This is a genomic window from Flavobacterium sp. 5, assembly GCF_002813295.1.
Taxonomy (GTDB): domain Bacteria; phylum Bacteroidota; class Bacteroidia; order Flavobacteriales; family Flavobacteriaceae; genus Flavobacterium.
On sequence record NZ_PHUE01000001.1, the window covers coordinates 1957142 to 1974817 of the forward strand.

Annotated in this window: 13 protein-coding genes; 8 read left to right on the forward strand and 5 right to left on the reverse strand. The window is 32.8% G+C overall.

Annotated elements, in window-relative coordinates; genetic code table 11:
- Positions 1–52: 52 nt before the first annotated feature.
- Genes glmS through CLU82_RS07905 form a run of 3 tightly spaced genes read right to left on the reverse strand, consistent with a single transcriptional unit; the run spans position 53 to position 4332 of the window.
- Positions 53–1900, reverse strand: a complete 1848-nt coding sequence (gene glmS, locus CLU82_RS07895; RefSeq protein ID WP_100842576.1) for a glutamine--fructose-6-phosphate transaminase (isomerizing) — start codon at positions 1898–1900, stop codon at positions 53–55.
- A gap of 8 nt (positions 1901–1908) precedes the next feature.
- Positions 1909–3504 carry a DUF4270 domain-containing protein gene (locus CLU82_RS07900; RefSeq protein ID WP_100842577.1) on the reverse strand — a complete coding sequence of 532 codons (1596 nt, stop codon included), beginning with the start codon at positions 3502–3504 and terminating at the stop codon, positions 1909–1911.
- Between the two features lie 21 nt (positions 3505–3525).
- Entirely contained in the window at positions 3526–4332 is an 807-nt protein-coding gene (locus tag CLU82_RS07905; protein WP_100842578.1) for a glycogen/starch synthase, read from the reverse strand.
- Positions 4333–4439: 107 nt separating this feature from the next.
- Between CLU82_RS07905 and panC the strand changes: the two genes are divergently transcribed.
- The 5 genes from panC (at position 4440) to CLU82_RS07930 (ending at position 10360) form a co-directional block, all read left to right on the forward strand.
- Entirely contained in the window at positions 4440–5288 is an 849-nt protein-coding gene (gene panC, locus CLU82_RS07910; RefSeq protein WP_100842579.1) for a pantoate--beta-alanine ligase, read from the forward strand.
- 7 nt (positions 5289–5295) lie between these two features.
- Positions 5296–5646, forward strand: a complete 351-nt coding sequence (gene panD / locus CLU82_RS07915) for an aspartate 1-decarboxylase (RefSeq protein WP_100842580.1) — start codon at positions 5296–5298, stop codon at positions 5644–5646.
- Positions 5647–5731: 85 nt separating this feature from the next.
- Positions 5732–7000, forward strand: coding sequence for an alpha/beta hydrolase (locus CLU82_RS07920; RefSeq protein ID WP_100842581.1), 1269 nt, complete (start codon positions 5732–5734; stop codon positions 6998–7000).
- Positions 7000–8364, forward strand: coding sequence for a DNA repair protein RadA (gene radA, locus CLU82_RS07925; RefSeq protein ID WP_100842582.1), 1365 nt, complete (start codon positions 7000–7002; stop codon positions 8362–8364). Before CLU82_RS07920 ends, radA begins: the two co-directional genes overlap by 1 nt.
- 34 nt (positions 8365–8398) lie before the next feature.
- Positions 8399–10360: a transglycosylase domain-containing protein gene (locus CLU82_RS07930; protein ID WP_100842583.1), complete on the forward strand. Its 1962-nt coding sequence runs from the start codon at positions 8399–8401 to the stop codon at positions 10358–10360.
- A 65-nt stretch (positions 10361–10425) separates the two neighbouring features.
- On the opposite strand, the gene CLU82_RS07935 is transcribed toward CLU82_RS07930, so the two are convergent.
- Both CLU82_RS07935 and CLU82_RS07940 read right to left on the reverse strand, forming a co-directional pair.
- Positions 10426–11172 carry a LytTR family DNA-binding domain-containing protein gene (locus tag CLU82_RS07935; RefSeq protein WP_100842584.1) on the reverse strand — a complete coding sequence of 249 codons (747 nt, stop codon included), beginning with the start codon at positions 11170–11172 and terminating at the stop codon, positions 10426–10428.
- Positions 11169–12989 carry a histidine kinase gene (locus CLU82_RS07940; RefSeq protein WP_100842585.1) on the reverse strand — a complete coding sequence of 607 codons (1821 nt, stop codon included), beginning with the start codon at positions 12987–12989 and terminating at the stop codon, positions 11169–11171. Before CLU82_RS07940 ends, CLU82_RS07935 begins: the two co-directional genes overlap by 4 nt.
- A 224-nt stretch (positions 12990–13213) precedes the next feature.
- Here CLU82_RS07940 and CLU82_RS07945 point away from each other — a divergent pair, with 224 nt between their 5' ends.
- From CLU82_RS07945 to CLU82_RS07955, 3 genes are all read left to right on the forward strand, one after another.
- Positions 13214–14377, forward strand: coding sequence for a VWA domain-containing protein (locus CLU82_RS07945; RefSeq protein ID WP_100842586.1), 1164 nt, complete (start codon positions 13214–13216; stop codon positions 14375–14377).
- 87 nt (positions 14378–14464) lie between these two features.
- Positions 14465–16123, forward strand: coding sequence for a DUF4139 domain-containing protein (locus CLU82_RS07950; RefSeq protein ID WP_100842587.1), 1659 nt, complete (start codon positions 14465–14467; stop codon positions 16121–16123).
- A gap of 178 nt (positions 16124–16301) precedes the next feature.
- Positions 16302–17666 carry a sorbosone dehydrogenase family protein gene (locus tag CLU82_RS07955; protein WP_100842588.1) on the forward strand — a complete coding sequence of 455 codons (1365 nt, stop codon included), beginning with the start codon at positions 16302–16304 and terminating at the stop codon, positions 17664–17666.
- Positions 17667–17676: the final 10 nt, after the last annotated feature.

The following is a 17676-nucleotide window of genomic DNA, read 5'->3' on the forward strand; positions in this document are numbered from 1 at the left end:
AAAAAAAAGCGAGAAATAAATCTCGCTTTTTTTAAAATTTTATATCAATTGATTATTCAACAGTAACCGATTTTGCTAAATTTCTAGGCTGATCAACATTACAACCTCTCATAACAGCAATATGATAAGAAAGAAGCTGTAAAGGTATTGTAGTTATTAACGGTGATAAAGCATCAGATGTTTCTGGAATTTCAATAACATAATCTGCTAATTCACGAACCTGAGTATCTCCTTTAGTTACAACTGCAATAATCTTACCACTTCTAGATTTAATTTCCTGAATATTACTTACAATTTTATCGTAATGTCCTTGTTTTGGAGCAATTACAATAACAGGCATCAATTCATCAATTAATGCAATTGGACCGTGTTTCATTTCAGCAGCAGGATAACCTTCAGCATGTATATACGAAATCTCTTTAAGCTTCAAAGCACCTTCAAGCGCAACTGGAAAATTATATCCACGCCCTAAGTATAAGCAATTTGGAGCATTTTTGAAAATAGCTGCAATCTCCATTGCTTTTTCATTAGTCTCCAATGCTTCTTTCACCTTCTCTGGAATAATCTCTAATTCCTGAAGATAGGTATGAAAATCAGACTGTGTCAAAGTACCTTTAGCTTTAGCTAAACGCAATGCCAACATTGTTAAAACGGTAATTTGAGTTGTGAAAGCTTTAGTTGAAGCTACACCAATTTCTGGCCCTGCATGGGTATAAGCTCCAGCATGAGATTCTCTCGAAATAGAAGAACCTACTACATTACATACACCAAAAACAAATGCTCCATGATCTTTTGCTAATTTAATAGCAGCCATAGTATCGGCAGTTTCACCTGATTGCGAAATCGCTATAACAACATCTTTACTGTTTATAATTGGATTTCTATATCTAAATTCAGATGCATATTCTACTTCAACAGGGATTCTGGCAAATTCTTCAATAACATATTCAGCAACCAAACCTGCATGCCATGAAGTTCCACAGGCAACAATTATGATTCGATCTGCATTCAAAAACTTCTCAATATTATCTTCAACACCTGCCATTTGAATAATACCTTCATTGGCGTGCAATCTTCCTCTATAGGTATCTTTAATTACACTAGGCTGCTCGTAAATTTCTTTTAACATGAAATGATCGTAACCTCCTTTTTCAATTTGCTCCAAATTCATTTGAAGTTCTTGAATATAAGGATCTACAATAGAATCGTCTTTGATCTTACGAACTTTCATCGCTTTATGCAATCTTATGTTAGCCATTTCGCCGTCTTCAAGATACACAGCATTTGAAGTGTACTCAATGAAAGGAGAAGCATCTGAAGCTATAAAATACTCACCTTCACCAATTCCTATAGCTAAAGGACTTCCAAGTCTTGCAGCAACTATTTCGTTAGGTGTTTTTTTATCAAAAACGGCAATTGCATAAGCTCCTACAACTTGATTTAAGGCCACCTGAACAGCTTTTCCTAATTTTAAGTTCTCCTTTTTTTGAACCTCTTCAATAAGGTTAATTAAAACCTCAGAATCAGTATCAGAACTAAAAGTATACCCCCTTTTTATTAATTCAACTTTCAAAGGAGCATAATTTTCTATAATCCCGTTATGAATAATTACTAAATCTCCAGAATTTGAAACATGAGGATGCGAATTTACATCATTTGGAACTCCATGGGTTGCCCAACGAGTATGTCCAATTCCAATCGATCCATTTGTCGTGATTTCGTTTTGAGCTTTAACTTCAAGATCTGAAACTTTACCCTTGGTTTTTGATAATTTTACAGACTCTCCATCATACAACATTACTCCTGCACTATCATATCCACGATATTCCAATCTTTTAAGACCTTTTATTACAATAGGATAAGCTTCTCTATAACCAATATACCCAACAATTCCACACATAGTTTTTCTTAATTAGCTTTAGTATAATAAACTACAAATTTTAATCTCTTTTTTTCATCTGCGACATTATTACCGTAGACAATAGTACCTAATGGATTCATAACGGAAGCCATAGGAACTTTAAACGGTGATTGCGTTTTATCTCTTAACGAATAAAAGGCAGATTTATTAATGTTTTCTGTAACAACTAATCCTAAATCTACATTAGTTGAATCTGTATTTTTCACAAGACTTCTAATATAATTAGTAATTCTAAATTTATAATAGTATCCACCACCATTCGCATCTGTATCTTTATTGATAATTCCTCCAAAAACAAATTTATCATTTTTAGGGTTACTAGCAGCTGAATTATCAAGATAATCGATCAATATTTGCTTGTTTGTAAAATCATATAAATAAATTCTTTGAGGTATAGGATTATTACCCATAGCCTCTGAATTTAAATGAAAAATTAAATCAGCTTCATTAATAAGATATTTATTTCTCCTCATGTCATCCAGTTCATCAGGCACACCATTTGGCGCTTCACTCAATTCTAATCCATGATTATCAATTGCACTAAATAATTTCAAGACAGACATTGAACCTTCACCTCCCTTTAAATATAAATTATCATCACCATTTGCTTTATAAGTTTCATCAGGATTAATAGGCGTACTATCAGTATAGTCTTGATTAGGATTACTTTGATCCAGCAAACTAACCGTATTACCACTTAATTGTATAACCAATGTTTTTTCTGTTATAACTTCACTAATAGTCTCATTATAAGTAATTGTAATTTTTCCTCCTTTAAAATTAAGCATTGCCATATTACCTTCAGCATCTATGTTTTCAATATCGAAAAACAAACCTCTAAAATACTCTTTAAAAGCAGCATTATTAGCCAAGGAGGCATCAGACGCTTTTAATATTTTATTTTGAAAAAAAGCGGTATTCAAATTCAACTTCATCCCAGGAACAGTTCTAGAAGTTACAACATTATCAACATCTTTTACCACAATTTCTTTAGGATCAAAAAAGAACACTTTATCATTAACCAAATCTGCAGAACTATCATACAATAAATCTCCCTTTTGGGTAAAAAACTCAGAATATTGATTTGTATAATATTTTTGAGGCTGAGTTAATTGTTCTTCTGGATCCAAATCTCTCATATAGTAATTAGATTCATATATCTTCAGATTCATTTTGGCCTTACTTGGTCCATAAATAGAATCCAACTCATAGGTATTACCATCAGCATTTGAACCCGTTAGAGTACTAAAATAAGGGATTGTCAATACTGCACTTACTATTACAGCACTTTCATCAATATCAGGAGCCACAGTTGCCAAAGCCACTTGAGTTACAAAATTTGCTTTGGTTGTACCAAAGGAAGAATTCTTATAAACACCTAAAGGATTAATATCCATATTATTAGACTGAATTGGTCCTATTTTTTGGTTATACCCAACAACAGGAAATTCTTCTTTTTTTATACCAAAAGAATTATCACCTATAAGATCTTCACCAATAACATTAAATTCTTTGTCACACGAATTAAAAAGAACAATAAAAAAAAGGAAAGGAATTATTTTAAAAAAAGAATTTCTAAGCATATTTATTCGTAAAAGATTGATTTATAACAACATATTTTGATAGAATTCGGTATAAGCCACCGCAAATTCGTCCTTAAATTTCAAAGGTAAAAAAGGTTTATTTGAAGATTCTATAAATTTTGTTAAACTTGGAGAGAGTCCATCTGAAGCAATAATAACCGCATCAGAATTTCGAACAGTGGTTTTTATAATATTTTCATAATTGGGAACTTCTAATTCAGCAATAGCTTCGTCAGGTATTCCATCAAAACGAACTTTATTAATCATTTCAGGATCTAAAGTTCCGTCGAAAGACTGACTATAAACAGAAGTCACTATCTTAGTATCCGAAAATAATGCTTCATTTTTATAAAAATGCTTCATATAAACAGGCAACATAGCAGCCATCCAACCGTGAACGTGAATAATATCCGGAACCCAGTTTAATTTTTTAACAGTCTCAACAACTCCTTTTGCAAAAAAGATAGCGCGCTCATCATTATCTGGATACATTACCCCTTCCTCATCAGCAAAAGTAGCCTTTCTCTTAAAATATTCTTCGTTATCAATAAAATAAACTTGTATTCTTTCTTTCGGAATAGAAGCTACCTTAATAATAAGAGGCATATCCAAATCATTCACCACCAAATTCATTCCTGAAAGTCTAATCACTTCATGTAATTGGTGTCTTCTCTCGTTAATATTTCCATACCTTGGCATAAATATTCTAATTTGCCCTCCTTGATCATTAATCATTTTTGGTACGTCATAAGACATTAATGAAACCTCATTTTCAGCGAGATAAGGTACAACTTCAGATGATACATATAATATCCTCTTATCTTTCATAATATAAATTGATTAATTATTGGCAATAAAAACCACGCAAAATTACAAAAATTTATGCAGTTATGGACTAAAATATTAAGTTTGCACCTAATTTAAACAAAACTGTCATGCAAATTTTCGATAGAAAAACAGCTTTAATGGACTATCTAAGCTCCATAAAGACTACAAATTCTTCAATTGGATTTGTCCCAACTATGGGTGCTTTGCACAAAGGTCATCAGTCACTAATGATACAATCCACTCAGGAAAATGACATAACTGTTGTAAGTATTTTTGTAAATCCAACACAATTTAACAATCCAGAAGATTTAGAAAAATATCCTCGCACTTTAGATGATGATATTGTCAAAATAGCTCAGATAAATTCAAATATTATTGTTTTTGCGCCTACTGTTGAAGACATGTATGAAGGAAAAACCTTGTCACATTCTTTTGATTTTGATGGTTTGGAAAATAAAATGGAAGGAAAATTTAGACCAGGTCATTTTGACGGAGTTGGCACCATTGTAAAACTACTTTTCGAAATTGTACAACCAACAAATGCGTATTTTGGGGAAAAAGATTTTCAACAAGTACAAATTGTAAAGAAAATGGTAGAAAAAAGCCATTTACCAGTATCTATAGTTATGTGTCCTATTTTGAGAGAAACCAATAACTTAGCTATGAGTTCTCGAAATGAACGCTTAACTTTGCAAGAAAGAGATGAAGCTAGTATCATATATCAAACACTAAAAGGTGCCAAAGAGAAATTCGCAAATAATAGCGCAAAAGAAACAACTCAATGGGTTGAAAATGAATTAAATAAAAACAAAAAATTCACTTTAGAATACTTTGAAATTGCTGACGAAGACACTCTTTCAACCTGCGTTCTAAAAGATAAAAATAAAAAATATCGAGCGTTTATTGCTGTATTTATAAACAATGTACGCTTAATAGACACTATTTCATTAAATTAAAAATACCATGCAAATTCAAGTTGTTAAATCAAAAATTCACCGCGTAAAAGTCACAGGAGCCGACTTAAATTACATCGGAAGTATCACTATAGATGAAGCATTATTAGAAGCATCAAATATAATTGAGGGAGAAAAAGTATCCATTGTAAATATTAATAATGGAGAACGATTCGATACGTATGCAATTGTTGGAGAAAGAAATTCAGGAATTATCACCTTGAATGGTCCAGCAGCGCGAAAGGTTCAAAAGGATGATATTATTATCATTATTTCATATGCCACATTAGAATTTGAAGAAGCAAAAACATTCAAACCTTGGATTGTTTTCCCTAATGAAAACGACAACTCATTAACATAATAGTTTCTCTATTTCATCTTTCACAATACAATAATAATTGTTTATATTGCTACACTATTTCTTATAAATAACCAATCCATCCCAAATGAAACATTTATTAATAGTATTCCTTGCCTTTTTTTCCGTTTCTTGTTTTGCACAAATAAAAACCATCAGTTTTAACTCTGATAAACTGAAAGAGAAGAGAGAGCTTTATATCTCATTACCTGCTTCCTATGAAAAAAACCCAACAAAACAATATCCTTTGTTGGTTATATTAGATGGTGACTATTTATTAAATCCCTTTATTGGTGCTTTGACATATGGCTCCTATTGGGATGATTTACCAGAAGTGATTATTGTTGGAATTAGCCAAAATAAAAATGATCAAAGAACAATAGATTGTGGCGTAGATCCAGTAACTGGATTGCCTGATGGTAAAAGTGTAGATTTTTTCGATTTTATTTCTCTTGAACTTATTCCTATGATTCAAAGCGAATATAGAACAACCAATTTTAAAATCATTGCAGGACATGATACTACTGCAGCTTTTTTAAATTTCTTTTTATATAAAGACAAACCACTCTTTAACGCTTACATCTCTTTAAGCCCAGAATTGCCAATAAATATGGAAGATTCGATGCCCGATATACTTGCCGGATCTAAACTTCCAATTTTTTATTATTTATCGACCGCAGATGGCGATGATAGAAAAATGCAAGAAAGAATTAAAAATTTCGACACAAGTGTAAAAGAAATTAAAAATCCTGAATTGAATTATAAATTCGAGCATTTTATAGACGCCTCTCATTACTCACTTGTTTTGCATTCGATCCCTTCGGCACTCTATCAAATTTTTGGAGCAGCAGAACCAATATCTGTTAATGAATATAACACTAAAATTGTAACTCTTAAAGAAGGCTATGTAGATTATTTGAAAAAAAAATATGATATTATTGAAAATTCATTTGGTATAAAAAGTGCAATAAGAATCAATGATTTTAAGGCAATTGAAGCAGCGATACTAGAAAACAAAGATTACAACGAATTAGATGCCTTAGCAATTCTTGCTGACAAAAATTACCCTAAAAGTATGTTGGGAGATTATGAATTAGCAACAATGTTTGAAAAAAAAGGGGACAACCCAAGAGCAGTTCGCTATTATATGTCGGGATTTAATAAAGACGAAATTGCTGATCTGACTAAAGACATGATGTTTGCTAAAGCCGAAGAATTAAAAAAGACATTCGCTAAAAAACCAAAAATCAAAGGAAAAGTAGGTCAAGACACTTCAACTGATGTGCAAACAGAGGTTCCTGCAACAGATGTTCCTGCAACGGATGCTCCCGCTAGCGAAGAACCAAAAAAAGAATAATGGCCAACAAAGTAAAAACAACTTTTTTTTGCCAGAATTGTGGTGCTCAATATGCCAAATGGCAGGGCCAGTGCAATTCCTGTAAAGAATGGAATACTATTGCCGAAGAAATTATACAAAAACAGGAAAAAGTAGCTTGGAAAAGTGAATCTTCCTCCACAAGTAAAGCTCCAAAACCTTTACGTATTAATGAAATTGACAGTGCCGAGGAAATTCGCCTTGACACTACCGATAACGAATTGAATAGAGTTTTAGGAGGAGGAATAGTTCCTGGATCATTAATCCTTTTGGGAGGGGAACCTGGTATTGGAAAAAGTACTCTTCTGCTACAAATTTCTTTAAAATTACCTTATAAAACGCTTTATGTTTCGGGTGAGGAAAGTCAAAAGCAAATTAAAATGCGTGCCGAACGCATCACTCCAAACGGAGACAATTGCTATATTCTTACTGAAACCAAAACGCAGAATATCTTCAAGCAAATTGAAACTATTCAGCCCGAAATTGTCATAATCGATTCTATTCAGACTTTGCATACCGATTATATTGAATCTTCGGCTGGAAGTATTTCACAAATTCGGGAAACCACTGCCGAACTGATCAAGTTTGCTAAAGAAACCAATATTCCTGTAATTTTGATTGGTCATATAACCAAAGACGGAACGATTGCTGGCCCAAAAATCTTAGAACACATGGTTGATACTGTACTTCAATTTGAAGGTGACCGTAATCATGTTTATCGAATTTTACGCTCCTTAAAAAACCGTTTTGGTTCTACTGCCGAAATTGGGATTTACGAAATGCTAGGCAGCGGTTTACGAGAAGTTTCTAATCCATCTGAAATATTGATTTCGCACAAAGACGAAGAATTATCAGGAACTGCAATTGCGACAACACTAGAAGGCATGCGCCCTTTAATGATTGAAATACAATCCCTGGTTAGTACTGCTGTTTATGGAACACCACAACGCAGCACCACAGGATACAACGCCAAAAGACTCAATATGATTTTGGCCGTTTTAGAAAAAAGAGCTGGATTCCGATTAGGAGCCAAAGACGTTTTCCTTAATGTTACTGGTGGAATCTCTGTAGACGATCCTGCTATTGATTTAGCTGTAGTTGCCGCTATTTTATCTTCTAATGAAGACATTCCAGTCAATAAAGATTTTTGCTTTGCTGGCGAAGTTGGACTTTCGGGAGAGATACGACCTGTTAACCGTGTGGATCAACGTATTCAAGAAGCCGAAAAGTTAGGATTTTCGACTATTTTTGTATCAAAGTACAATAAAATTGCTTTGAAAAACACAGGTATAAAAATTCAGTTAGTCGCTAAAATCGAAGATGTAGCGAGCCAATTATTCGGATAAACTAGTATTAAAAAGAATTCCTTTCCTTCATACGATGAAAACTAACAAACAAAAGTTCCTGCTTGCTTCCAAAATATTTGGAATTGTTATTGCTTTACTCCTAATTGGTTTTCTATTGTTTAGAGATGAACTTTTAGATCAAGCTATAGATAAAGCTTCAACTACGATGAAACTTGAATACAACAGTGATTTTGCAATAAAGGAAGCATCATTTGATGGAGTTTCGGGAATAGAATTAAAAGAAATCACACTTGCTCCACACAACTTAGACACTATTTTTAAAATTCAACGCATCAAAACGAGTGTTAATTTATGGAAATTATTAGTTGGCGATGTACAATTAGGAACGTTAGAAATAAAAAATGGTTATGTTCAACTGACCAAAAAAGGAAAAATCAAAAACTTTGGTGCTTTCTTGAAAAGAGATAAAAATGAACCAAAATCCGATAAAAAAAGAGATTATGCTGAATTTGCCTATCGTATAATATCCAAAGTACTCAATCTTGTACCAACAGATATGACGCTTGAAAATTTAGTATTCAAGATAGATGATAATGGCAAAAAAGCAACTGTAAATTTTAAAAAATTAACTTTGTTTGAAACCAAATTAGAATCGGCTATCGAGGTTCAAACTAATACATTTGCACAAAGATGGAGAATTAACGGAATGGCTGATCCAAGAAACAAAAAAGGAGATTTGCGTTTTTTCAACATTGACACTGGCGCTATTAAAGTTCCTTATTTCGATGAACGTTACAATCTAAAAATGAGTTTCGACTCCATCCGGTTCAATATCCAAAATATTGACATGAGTGGTGGTGAATTGCATTTGGACGGTTACTCCTCAATCGCCAACTTAAAAATGAACCATAAAAGAATTGCTAATAAAGATGTTATCATCAAAAATGCAAGATTTGATTATCGCTTCTTATTAGGTTCCGACTTTATTTCTATTGACAGCAGCTCTATTTTTCAATTCAATAAAATCAAATTACATCCTTATCTATCCTACAATACAGAAGAAGATACCGTTTATAAATTCAAAGTAAACATTCCAAAAATGAAAGCTCAGGACTTTATAAGTTCTCTTCCAGATGGGTTATTTACCCATTTTCAAGGTATGGAAGCCACTGGGAATTTTGATTATAAATTAAACTTCATGTTTAATAAAAATAAGCCGAGTACTATTGTCTTTACTAGTAATATCTATAAGGAAAATTTAAAAATCACTAAATACGGCAACGTAAATCTGGGTAAATTAAACGGTGAATTCACTTACCGAGCAATTGATAATGGTGTCCCACAACGTCCTATTTTTGTCGGTACAAGTAATCCATATTATACTCCGTTAGACCAAATTTCTCCTTATTTACAAAAATGTGTTTTAACCTCAGAGGACCCTTCTTTTATGTCACATCATGGTTTTATAAATGAAGCTTTCAAGCAGTCAATTCTTAAAAACATACGTACAAAAAAGTTCTCTCGTGGCGCTAGTACAATAAGTATGCAATTGGTTAAAAATGTGTTTCTTACCCGAGAAAAAACCTTATCCCGAAAGCTAGAGGAAATTCTTTTGGTATACATTATTGAAAACAATAGAATTACCAGCAAACAACGTATGTTGGAAGTATATTTTAACATTATCGAATGGGGACCAAATGTATATGGAATTGGAGAAGCTGCCGAATTCTATTTCCAGAAAAAACCAGCTGATTTGAATGTGAGTGAATGTTTGTATTTAGCTACCATAATACCAAAACCTAAGAAATTCATGTGGCAATTTGACCAGGAAGGTTTTCAAAAATCGTATGCTACTCAACACCAAGTTTTCTTAAGAAACTTAATGTTCCGTCGTGGTTTATTGATTCCTGAAGACACTGTTGGCCTTTCTCCATCAGTTACACTATTAGGACGTGCTCATTCATTATTAAACATCAAAGTAAAAGACACAACTGCTATAGATTCTACTGCAGTAAAAGAAGAGTTTGATTTTTGATTTGAAAGAACTTTATAATACCTAACAGGTTAAAAGACCTGTTATATATAATTTTCAAATCAATCTTACTTAAAATTCTTCAAGAAATCCTCTTTATAAGTTGGAGAAACTTCTATTTCCGTATCATCATTTAAAGTGATTACACCCCCTTTATTATATGATTTAACGCAATTTAAATTGATAATATGAGATTTGTGAACTCGTAAAAAAGGCAGAGGCAAGATTTCCGAGAAATGCTTTAGAAAACGACAAACCATTTTCTTATTTCCGTTTTGAAGGTATAAATCGGTGAAATTCCCGTTGCCGCGAAGACGAACGATATCTTCCATTTTAACCACTTCAAAACCTTCGAGTGTTGGCAAAATCACCTGTTGCTTTTCGGGTTTGGATTCCTTAAAATTTTCAACTATAATTTTGTTTCTATTAAAAATCTCGTAATTCAAAATTTGATGATGTACTTTGTTTACAGCAACAATTAGCTCTTCAATGCTAATGGGTTTTAGCAAATAATACGCTGCACTTTGATTTAAGGCTTTCAAAGAATATTCCGAAAAAGCAGTTACAAAAATAGTTTCAAAATGCAAATCCTTACAAGCCTCCAAAACATCAAAAGCGTTTCCAAAAGGCATTTCGACATCTAGAAAAACCAATTGCGGCTGTAATTCGTGCAGCAACGGAACTGCTTCTTTTATATTTTGGGCTTCTCCGATAACTTCAACCTGCGGACAATATTTACTCAAATAATTCTTGAGTACTTCACGAGCCGCCAATTCATCTTCGACAATAACACTTTTTATCTTTAGAAAACTCATCCTATTTTATCAATTAATGGACAATTAATTTCAACAATTGTTCCTCTTTCTGGCACAGTTTTTTCAAAAATTTTAAAAGAAATATTCTTCTTGTACAACTCATTCAACAAACTGATACGCTCTTTCGTATTACTCATTCCGCGAGATTCGTGTGCTTTTTGATTAATCGTTTTCAACTCTTTACTTTTCGTTAGTCCAATCCCATTATCATCAATACGAATAATCACTTTTCCTTTGACTAGCTCAAATTGGAGCAACAGCAATCCTTTATCATCTAAATAGCGTAATCCGTGCCAAATAGCATTTTCCAAATGTGGCTGAATAATCATATTAGGAATTAAAGTTCTTTCGGGATCCAATTCCTGATCAACACTAATTTTGAAATCAAATTTATCCTGAAAACGCAGATGTTCCAATTCTAAATATTTTTTCAATTGCTCCAATTCGTTATCCAATGTAACGAAATCCTTATTTGAATTCTCCATAGTATTTCGCATCAAATTAGAGTACGAAGTCAGGTATTTATTGGCTTCAAGTTCCTTATTTTCAGAAATAAATTGGTTAACGCTATTGAGACTGTTAAAAATAAAATGAGGATTCATTTCTCTGCGCAACGATTGTAAAGCGATTTCTTTATTCTTGGTTTTAATTGCGAAAAGTGATTTTACAATCCACGCAAAAAACAGTAAAAGCAATCCTATCGAACCCAATAAAAAATAATTGAAAGTATTTTTCCTTGTGATTAACTCATCTTTCAACGATTTTTCTTTTTCTAATTGGCGAATTTTATCCTCACTCACCTGAAATGTTTTGACATCAATCAAAGTAGTATCGGATTGGATTAATTGATCGAAATTTTGAAGAAATTGGTCGTATAAAACCAAACTTTCTTTGTTTTTTCCTTTTTTATTATAATACTGAGTCAAAGAAATTAAACTCGATTTGGCTTCAGCAGAATTTCCCTTTTGTAATGCTAATGTAAAAGCCTCTTTCAAAGCAACAATAGCTTTGTTTGGTTCTTCTTTTTGAAAATACAGAGTAGAAAGAGATTGCAATTGCTTGATTTGTGTATAGAAATCCTGTTTCGTTTTGGCTGCCGCCAAAAGTTTTTCATTGATAACTATAGCTTTATCAAACTGATTGTCTGAAGCGTAAACTTTGGCAATTTCATTATTAATCTTGATAATACTTGCCGGCTTTCCTTTTGCGTAAGCGATAGCTTGCTTGTAACTTTCTATCGCAACTTCTTTATTTTTTTGCTGCAAAGAATTTTCAGCTTTTTGAATAAATGCATCCGAAACCTCTTCACTTTTATTTTCCTTTTTGAGCAATTTTATATTCGAATTCAAATAACCTTCTTGAACAACTGGACTTGCTACTGATCGTAATCGATTCGCATCGTTTGTATTGATTTTTTCGACACTTTTATCTTCGGCCATTGAGCCCGCCACTTCATAATTCTTAATTGCCGAATCGTAATCTTTTTGAGATTCCTGCACTTTGGCCAGACTTCGGGTGACACGTGTTTTATCGTCAACCAACTTTAATTTAGTGTAGCTTGCAATTGCTTTTTTAAAATATTCTTCGGCTTTGCTTTTATCTCCTTTACCAAGAAATTCATTCGCTAATCGTTCATAATTTTGAGCAATTTGAGCCTCGTCATTTACTTCTAAAGATTTTTTTAAATCATTACTCGCCTTACTTATCTTAGAAACGGGCATCGCTTTCTTTTTAGATATAGAATCCTGCGCTATAACCATAAAAGGAGATAACAGAACCAGTATTAATAAAGTAAAAAATTTGCCTTTTAAACGCATTGTGTTGTTTTTTGAAATTTAGATATTCTGAAATTATAACAGCATGGTAACTCAGAAACTTAGTCTCTTAGCAACTTCAAGATTAATAATGTAAAGTAAAGTATTTTTAAAACCTTTTACAACTCGTTTCACCAAGTGGAAAGCCCATTTCACCATTTGTTCAAAAAAAGAGTGTTTTCAATTTCTAAGTTTGATCTGTAATCAACCTTTAAAAACTAGAAATCATGAAAACGACACTATTTATCTCAGCACTTTTAGCAACAACAATTTCATTTGCAAGCTGCAACAATTCGAATGCAAAACCTATAGAAAGAGTGAATACTGAAAAACCTAAAAAAGAAGACAGCAACAACAAAATCCAGGTTGCGCTTTTACTAGACACTTCCAATAGTATGGATGGATTAATTGATCAGGCCAAATCCAGACTTTGGAATATTGTAAACACACTTACAACACTTAAATATTCGGGTAAAAATCCCGATATCGAAATTGCTTTATATGAATATGGCAACGATGGTTTGGCACAACAATCCAATTATATCCGACAAGTAACGCCACTTACGTCTGACTTGGACTTAATTTCCGAAAAACTATTTGCTTTAAGAACCAATGGTGGCAATGAATATTGTGGTGCTGTGATTCAAGATGCGACAAAAAAATTGCAATGGGGAAAAGAAAACAACAACATGAAACTCATTTATATTGCGGGAAATGAGGCCTTCAATCAAGGAGGAATAAATTACAAAGAAGCCATAAACGATGCCCTGAAAAACGATATTTATGTGAATACCATCTTTTGCGGAAGCAGTATAGAAGGGATTAATACTTTTTGGAAAGATGGAGCCGATTATGGAAAGGGGAAATACTTCAACATTGATTCTAATCAATCTATACAATACGTATCAACGCCTTATGACGATGAAATATCTAAATGCAATGTAAAGATAAACACCACTTATATTGGCTATGGAGCAAAGGGTTCTTCTAAAAAAATGAACCAAGAAACACAAGACAAAAATGCAAGAGGTGTTTCGTCTGCCAATTATGCCGAACGTGCCGTAAGTAAATCCAAAGCAGTTTACAAAAATGAAAGCTGGGATTTAGTAGATCGAGTAAAACAAGACCCAAAAGCGATTGCAAAAATCAAAAAAGAAGAGCTACCTACTGAACTTCAAAACAAATCCGAAGCCGAATTGGAAGTAATTATTACTCAAAAAACCAAGGAAAGAGAAACTATTCAAAAAGAAATTGGGGAATTAGGTAAAAAACGCCAACAATATATCGATGCCGAATCCAAAAAAACGAAATCACAGGACGATTTGGGGAAAGCAATCAACACTTCAATTGTCGCTTTGGCTAAAGTGAAAGGCTATACTGTAGAGAAATAAACTATTTATTTCAAAATATTTTATTTCTATCCCAACCTTTTTCTACTATTTGACATCTATAGAGATATAATCTAAACTTACTACATCATGAAAAAAATTTATTTCCACTTTGCGATATTGATTTCGGCATTTAGCTTTGCACAGAAACCAATTTTTGTTACTGCCAAAGTAAAAGCAGCAACTGTTTATTTCAACGCTGCCGAAATCTCTCAAACAGCCAATGTAAATCTGCCTTTAGGCACTAGTGAGATTGTGATCAAAAATGTTGCCGTGGATTTAAATGAAAATTCGGTACAGATAGGTGCACCAGCATCATTAACGGTTCTTTCTGTTCAATTTACCAATGACTACGTTTCGGAATACGAAATTGATCTCAAATCACCTGCTTTAAAAAGAGTAAGAGATAGTATTATTTTGGTACAAAAAGAACTTTTGAAAGTGGGTAATGCTAAAAATTCCGAAAACAAAACACTGCAACTTCTTGACAAGAACCAACAAGTTTCAGGAGTGAATTCAGGCTTAAATGTGATGGAATTAATGAAAATGGTTGATTATTATAAAGCCAAACAAACTGAAATTGCAAATACTATTAATACTTTGAATGAAAAAGAACAAAAACTGAATGAAACACTTCAGAAGCTAAACAATAAACTCGAAGTTGATACGAGTAAAGAAGAGAAAACTTCGTCTGGAAAATTAATTATTCAAGTGATGAATAATTTGGCTGGTGCAATCCCACTAGACATTACCTATTTGTCCAATAATGCTTCATGGACTCCTTTCTACGATTTGAGAACAGAAAGTGTAACAGCTCCAATCCAAATGATGTATAAAGCTCAAGTAGTTCAAAACACAGGAATCGATTGGAAAAAAGTAAAATTAACGTTATCAAGTGGAATGCCAAATCAAAACAATCAGGCACCTCTGTTAAGTTCATGGTTTTTAAACTATAGAACAAATAATCAATTGCAAGAAGTAGTTGTAACGGGCTATGGTGTTAAGAAAAAAGGAATGCTAAATCAATTACAAGGTAGAGTTGCTGGCGTTCAAATTGAACAAGATAAATCTGCTGGCTATTTATCTGCCCCAATAATATCTGAATCATCGGTTTCTGATTATACTACTGTAGCCGAAAACCAATTAAACATTTCTTTTGACATCGACATTCCTTATGATATTTTATCAAATGGTAAAACACATAGTGTCTCACTAAAAGAAATTAAACTTCCTGCTTCATATAAATATTATGCGGTTCCAAAAGCAGAAAAAGATGCTTTTTTACTAGCTCAAATTGCCGATTACAGTAAATACAATCTATTAAGAGGTGAAGCCAATATTATTTTTGAAGGCATGTATGTAGGCAAAACATTTATCGAACCGAACCAAACCAGCGACACTTTGAGTTTGAGTATGGGCCGTGATAAAAAAGTAACTATCAAACGAGAAAAAGTAGTGGATCAATCAGGTACAAAATTTTTATCTTCCAAAAAAGAGCAGACTTTCACCTTTGATATCACGGTAAGAAACAATAAAAAAGAAGCCATTGAAATGATGCTGAAAGACCAATATCCATTGAGTGCTAATAAAGATATTGAAATTGAATTACTGCAAAGTGACAATGCCAAAGTAAACACAGAATCAGGAATCCTTACTTGGCAATTGCAAATGAAACCAAATGAGACCAAAAAAATTAGAATTAGCTACAAAATACGATATCCAAAAGATCAGGTTATAGATAATTTATAACACAAATTAACAAAACAAATAATCTTAAAAGGATTCGCTTTTTCATTAAAGTTGAATCCTTTTTAATTAATAAATAGTTAATAAACTTCCGTAAGAATACACACCTAACAAACAAGATACTAAACACATAGGTATTTATTTTATTTGTAAATTTGATTTTACTTAAAACGTATTGAATATGAAAATAGTTGCATTATTGTTGTTGATTTCTTTTAGTGATTCCTATTCACAGACAATAGGACTTCAAACTTTCGCATCTGGCTTTACAAGACCTTTAGAAATTACAAATTCCAATGACAGTCGATTATTCGTAGTAGAACAAGGCGGATTAATAAAAATTTTAAATTCAGACGGGACTACCAATCCAAACCCTTTTCTCAATATTTCAAGTTTAATAAGTAATAGCGGTGAAAAGGGATTACTTGGTTTAGCTTTTCATCCCAATTATAACACTAATGGTATTTTCTACATCAATTATATCAATCTAAATGGAAATACTGTAATTGCCAAATATACCGTAGATTCTGAGAATCCTAATATAGCAAATGCATCCAGCGGAAGTATTCTTTTGACCATTACACAACCTTATGCAAACCACAATGGAGGCACTTTAAAATTTGGACCAGATGGCTATTTGTATATTGGCATGGGCGATGGTGGTAGCGGCGGAGATCCAGAAAACAGAGCACAAAACGTAAATGAATTATTAGGAAAGATGCTTCGTATAGATGTCAATTCAGGAACTCCATACAGCATTCCTGCAGACAATCCCTACCTAGGTATTGCTGGTGCCGATGAAATTTGGGCTATTGGTCTTCGAAATCCCTGGAAATTTTCTTTTGATAAAAAACTAGGGAATTTATGGATTGCTGACGTTGGACAGGATAACGTTGAAGAAATAAATACTGTAGCTGCTACACAATCCAAATTAAACTATGGCTGGAGGTGTTATGAAGGTGAAACTGCATACAATACTGCTAACTGTCCTTCACAAGCAGTAATGAAATTTCCATTGAAGACAATAAACCATTCTACTGGAGCCTGCTCTATTACTGGAGGGTATGTCTATAACGGAACAACCTATCCAAATTTCAAGGGATTGTATTTCTTCACGGATTATTGTGACCCAAAAATAGGCATGATGACTGCAAGCGGGACTGTTACTTACTCTGAGGCATTTTCAGGAAACAATTTCTCAACTTTTGGAGAAAACAACAATGGTGAACTATATGTTGCTTCCATAAATAATGGTACAATTTTCAAAATTATTGACAACTCATTAGGTTTAGATACTAATCCTATTTCACAATTTAAAATTTACCCTAATCCGACAAAATCGGAAGTTATCATTCAAAAATCAAGCAAAAATTATCCTAGCGAAATTTCTATTTTTGATTTGAGTGGCAAACTACTGCTTCAACAAAAGATGGAAAACAAGATCGAAAATAGTATCAAAACAAATAATCTATCTCAAGGGTACTATCTGATAACAATTAAAAATGACGAAGGACAACTTTCAACTCAGCGATTAATTATCAAATAATTTAAAAAAT